This is a genomic window from Streptomyces sp. NPDC005195, assembly GCF_040608315.1.
Classification (GTDB): domain Bacteria; phylum Actinomycetota; class Actinomycetes; order Streptomycetales; family Streptomycetaceae; genus Streptomyces; species Streptomyces kaempferi.
Genome location: NZ_JBEXHZ010000158.1, coordinates 1 through 4,883 on the forward strand (window position 1 = coordinate 1; position 4,883 = coordinate 4,883).

The following is a 4,883-nucleotide window of genomic DNA, read 5'->3' on the forward strand; positions in this document are numbered from 1 at the left end:
CGCAGCGCCTCCCGCAGGAGCCGGGAGGCGTGGGCGGCGGTGCCGGGGCGGCCCGTCCTGCGCAGCGCGCGGGCGCGGGCCAGTCGCAGACGGGCCAGCTGGGGCTGGGAGGAGCGCACCGGCTCGGCGGCCACGTGGAATTCGGCGAGCGCCGTGTCCGGCTCCCCCGCGGCCAGCGCGAGCAGCCCACGGGCCCGGGCGGTCGGGCCGACCAGCACGGTGGGCCAGCCCGCGAGGGCGATCTCCTCTCCGTCATGGGCGGCCAGACGGTCGCGCAGGCCCGGTACGACCTCGCGCAGTTCGGTCTCGAATCCGCCGCGAGCGTCGAGTGCGGCGCTCACCTCGGCGAGCAGGACCAGCGTGGGCACCGCCCACCCGGAGGGCGGGAAGCGGGTGAAGTCGGCGGTGTCGTGCGCGAATCCCACGAGCCGGTCCGCGCCTTCGGCGTACTGGCCCGTCTCGCACAGCGCGAGCGCCAGACCGGCCCGCCAGACCGGGAAGTAGCCGTGCCGCTCGACGGTGTCGGCCAGACCGGAGGCGAACAGGTCCGCCATCCGGCCCTGTTCCCGCAGCAGCCAGTAGGCCTGTCCGAGGCGGGTCTGCTGAAGGTTGTCGGCGGGGACGGCCAGATCGGCCGATAATCGCTCGACGAACGTCAGTGACTCGCCGAAGATCCAGCCCGCCGCCGGCTCGAACCGGCCGTGCCACAGATCGAGCAGGGCGTCCAGGGTCCGCTGCTGCCAGACGGCGAGGACGCTGCGCGTGTCGGCGGCGTGCTTGCGGTACTGGTTCGCCGTGGCCAGCGCGCTGTACACCTTGCCGACGCGCAGTTGGTCGATGGCGAGGGCCATCAGCGCCTCGCCACGGAAGTACGCGGAGTCGTGTCCCGCCGCCGCGTCGCGCAACCGTTCGGAGAGCGACAGGGATTCGGCGGTGGGGACGAAGTCGTACAGGCCCCAACGGCATTCCGTGAGCACCTCGCAGCGCACCTCGTCGTCCTTGCCGTCCACGGCCAGCCGGCGCAGCGTGCCACGCGCCAGTCGTGCCCCTTGCTCAGGCCCCGCCCGGCCCGCCGCGGTGTCCTCACTGACGGCCATGGACAGCTTCTTCGCCAGGTGCGCGTTGAGCCGCAGGCGCAGCGCGGCGGCCTCCACTCCCCCGTCCTGCCCCAGCGCGGCCAGACTCTCCCTGATCCGTTGCAGCAGTTCGTGGTCGACCTGTCCGGGATCCGACCAGCGGCGGGCCATTCTGATCACGGCCTCCGCCTGGGCCGACGGATCGCCCTCGGCACTCGCGTACGCCGCCCGATAGAGACGTTCCGCCTCCCGCATGTCCCCGGTGGCATGACTGAGGTCCCCGCGCCTGAGCAGCCGGTCGAACTCGTCGCGCCGCCGGGCGACGTCCGAACCGCCCTGGCCCGGCGATGACTTCACCACCTTTCCGGTCCGCTCCCGCGGACCGGCGCCGACCGTCTTCGAGATGCGCTCGAAAGAGGGATCGGGGACCAGGGCGAGCAGCACGCCCTTGGCGTCCAGCCGCTCGTCGCAGAGCTGCGCGAGTTCGCGGGTCACACGCCGCTGGCCCGTCTCGATCCGGCTCAGGAAACTGCGGCTGCAGTGCACCTCTTCGGCCAGTTCGCTCAACGACTTCCCGGCCGCCGTCCGACGCCGGCGCAGTTCCGCGCCGAACGCGTTCACTTCGATCGTCATCCCTCCAACGGCTCGCGCCCTGGCACCTGTTGCCAGAAATCGTTGGCAACAGCCGACCGCTCCGCGTTGGCGCGGAAACCCACCAGTCTGTGTGTGAGCGAGCTTACAGGGAGCGAGCGCGCGGACACCGGCAGACAGGAGCCTCGGGCATGGGTGCGGACGGTCCCAAAGTGGTGGCGGCGGTCGACTTCGGCACCCATGGCACCGGCTTCGCCTGGGCGGTGAGGACTCCTCTGAACGACGATCCGCGCACCAGGAGGGTGCAGTTCTTCACCCGGTTCCCCGGCCGTCAGCTGGACTACCCGAAGAACCTGACCGCGATCCTGCTGTCCGCCGGGGGCGCGACGGTCGCCTGGGGCCACCGGGCCCACGGTCTGTGGGCCGAGGCCCTCGCCAAGGGGGAGGCTGACGGGCTCGGCTACGCCTACGCCTTCAAGACGGCGTGGCAGAGCGGCGGCACGATGTCGGACATGCCGACGGTGGGCGGCTTCGTCGATCTCGACGACCGGGGCCGGGTGCGGGAACTGACCACCGCGTACCTCAAGGAGATCCGCGAGCTGGCGATGGCGGAGATCAGGGGGATGAAGTACGCGGAACGGGAGGTCCGTTGGTGCATCACGGTCCCCGCGATCTGGGACGACGAGGGCAAGGCGGTGATGCGGCGGGCCGCGGTCGACGCGGGTTTCCCCGACGATCCGGAGCGCCTGTTGCTGGCCATCGAGCCGGAAGCCGCCGCGCTGTACTGCTACTTGCGGATGGCGGACGGGGACGCGGCTCCCTCCGAGCCCGCCCGGCTGCCCCTCCATCTCGACGGATTCCGGTTCGTGGTGATCGACTGCGGCGGCGGCACCGTCGACATCACGGCCTACGAGTCGGACAGTGGGGCCGGACCGTCGATCGCGCTGCGCGAGATCGGCCTCGCCACCGGTGGACATCTCGGCTCCGAGTACGTCAACCAGGCGTTCCGGGACACGACACTCGGCGAGCGGTTCGGGCCGGCGGTCCTGAAGCGCATCGAACGGGACCATCCGGGCGAGTTGTTGAGGATGTCCCGGCAGTGGGAGCACGCCAAGCGCACGGTCGAGGTCGAGCGGGACGCCTCCTCGGTCGCGCACGTGCTGGATCCGGTGCGCATCGAGGTTCCGGCCGTCGTGTGGACCCTCCTCGACGAGCCGGTGCGGGCGCGGCTGACCCGGGACGCGGGCGGCCTGCCCCGGCAGATCGTCCTCCCGCCGGACGAGGTGGAGGGACTGCTCGACGAGATGGTGGACGGCATCCTGGACAAGGTCGCGGAGCAGCTGGCCACCATCGCGCGGACCGGGGGCACGGGCCCCGAGCCCGAGACCCTGGTCCTGGTGGGCGGGTTCGCCCGGTCCGAGTGGCTGCGCGAACGGATGCGCGCCCGCTTCGGCGGCCGGCACCGCGTCCTGGTCCCGCCCGATCCGGCCCTCGCGGTCCTGGAGGGTGCCGTCCACTTCGCCTACCGGCCCGACGTGTTCGTCTCCCGGCAGGCGAAGTACACCTACGGATTCGAGACGGCCAAGCCCTTCGAGGAGGGTGTGGACTCCGCGATGCGCATGTACCGCGACGACGAGGGCGATGTGCTGTGCGTCGGCCGTTTCGGCATCGCCGTACGCCGCACGGACGCCGTGCGGGTGAAGGACGCCTATCCCTTCCGCATCATGCCGGTCCGCGAGGAGCAGCTCGAGTTGGACGTACCTCTGTACCGCACGGCCGAGCCCGATCCCCGGTACGTCGACGAGGACGGGTGCGAGGAGATCGGCCGGCTGACCGTCGACCTGAGCAGCACCGTCGGCAGGCCGCTGCGAGAGCGCGCCGTGATGCTGCTGTTCTACTTCGGCGCCAGTGAACTCCGGGTCGAGGTGTTCGACCCGGCCACCGAGGAGACCAACCGGGTCTCCGTCGACTTCGACCGGATGTAGCCATGGCCGGACACCCCGAGGGAGGAACCGTGTTCTTCAACCGCCACAAGGCCGAAACCCCGCAGGACGCCGGGGGCGGGTCCGGCGACCGCCCCGCCGTCGGCGGACCGCGCCCCGTGGAGGAGGAGACGGCCTTCCTGATCCCGCAGTCCGAATGGAAGCAACTGACCGTCAGGCTGGACGGCCTGGAGGCGCTGGAGGCCCGGGTCCGGAAACTGGAGGCGGACGCCGACGCGGAGTGGGCCGCGCTGCGCTCGCGGACACAGTCCGAGATGGGCGGGTGGGCCGAGCGGGTGGAGCGCCGGATGCGGGGCTTCGACACCCGGCTACGGGACGCCCTGGCCGGATTCGGCCCGCTCGGCGACCGGCTCACCGAGCTGACGACGCGTCATGAACAGGTGGACGAAAGGGCTCTGGCACTGGAGAGCACCGTCGCCGACATCCGCCGTCTCCTCGACGAGGTGGGTGAGGTGCTGGACCTGGTGCGCGTCGCCCAGGTGGACGAGCGCACCGACCTCACCCGGGAGGATTTCCTCGTCCACTACGACCTCGCGGGACGACTCAAGGCGCTGTACACGCAGCGCATGCCCGATCTGATCCAGCCCCGGCTGGCGGCGGAGCGGCCCCGTGATGTCGTACGCCGTCAGGCCGAGTTGATCCGCCGGTTGTGCGTGGCGCTGTTCGGCCCGGAAGAACACGACGGGGTCGGGGAACCAGACCTCGACGAGCTGACCCGCATCACCACCGACACCGGGCGGGTGGGGCTCGATCAGCAGCACCAGAGACTGTTGGAGCGCGTGGGCGCGGAGGCCTCGAACCTGTCCCGTGCCATGAAGGAGAGCGGATACGCCAGCCGTTTCGACTTCTCGGTGGAGCCCGGCATCGTGGCGGACCCTCGGGAGCACGCACTCTGGCTCTCCTGCGAGGCGGGCCGCCCCGTCGCCTTCGTCGTGTGTCCGGGCTACCGGGCGGCGGACCGGCGGCTTCTGGAACCGTTCGTCTTCACCGAGTCCGGCGGGGAGGGCTGAGGGCCGTGCGAGACCTGCTCGCCTCGCCGGAACATCGTTCAGGTGCCCATGAGTCGGCATCCGGCAGCCGCCGCTCCCCCGCGGGGACCGGCGCCCGGGTGACGTCCTGTGCGACCGGGGTTCGGACCCGGCACAGGAAGGTTTCGGTCCGGGGCGCGCGGGGGGCGCTCCGGCCCGGAAGCCCGTACCCGCGCGGGTGGGCC

The 4,883-nt window shown here is 71.6% G+C and carries 3 protein-coding genes; 2 read left to right on the top strand and 1 reads right to left on the bottom strand.

Translation table 11 applies throughout. The annotated features are described in order from the left end of the window. A partial coding sequence (locus ABZV34_RS37125) for a helix-turn-helix transcriptional regulator (RefSeq protein ID WP_356286985.1) occupies window positions 1–1,709 on the bottom strand: 1,709 nt, incomplete at its 3' end. A gap of 149 nt (window positions 1,710–1,858) precedes the next feature. Here ABZV34_RS37125 and ABZV34_RS37130 point away from each other — a divergent pair. Next, complete coding sequence (locus tag ABZV34_RS37130; protein ID WP_356286988.1) at window positions 1,859–3,652, top strand: hypothetical protein; 1,794 nt, start codon at window positions 1,859–1,861, stop codon at window positions 3,650–3,652. Between the two features lie 29 nt (window positions 3,653–3,681). Then, window positions 3,682–4,680, top strand: a complete 999-nt coding sequence (locus tag ABZV34_RS37135; RefSeq protein ID WP_356286991.1) for a hypothetical protein — start codon at window positions 3,682–3,684, stop codon at window positions 4,678–4,680. The last annotated feature ends 203 nt before the right edge of the window (window positions 4,681–4,883 follow it).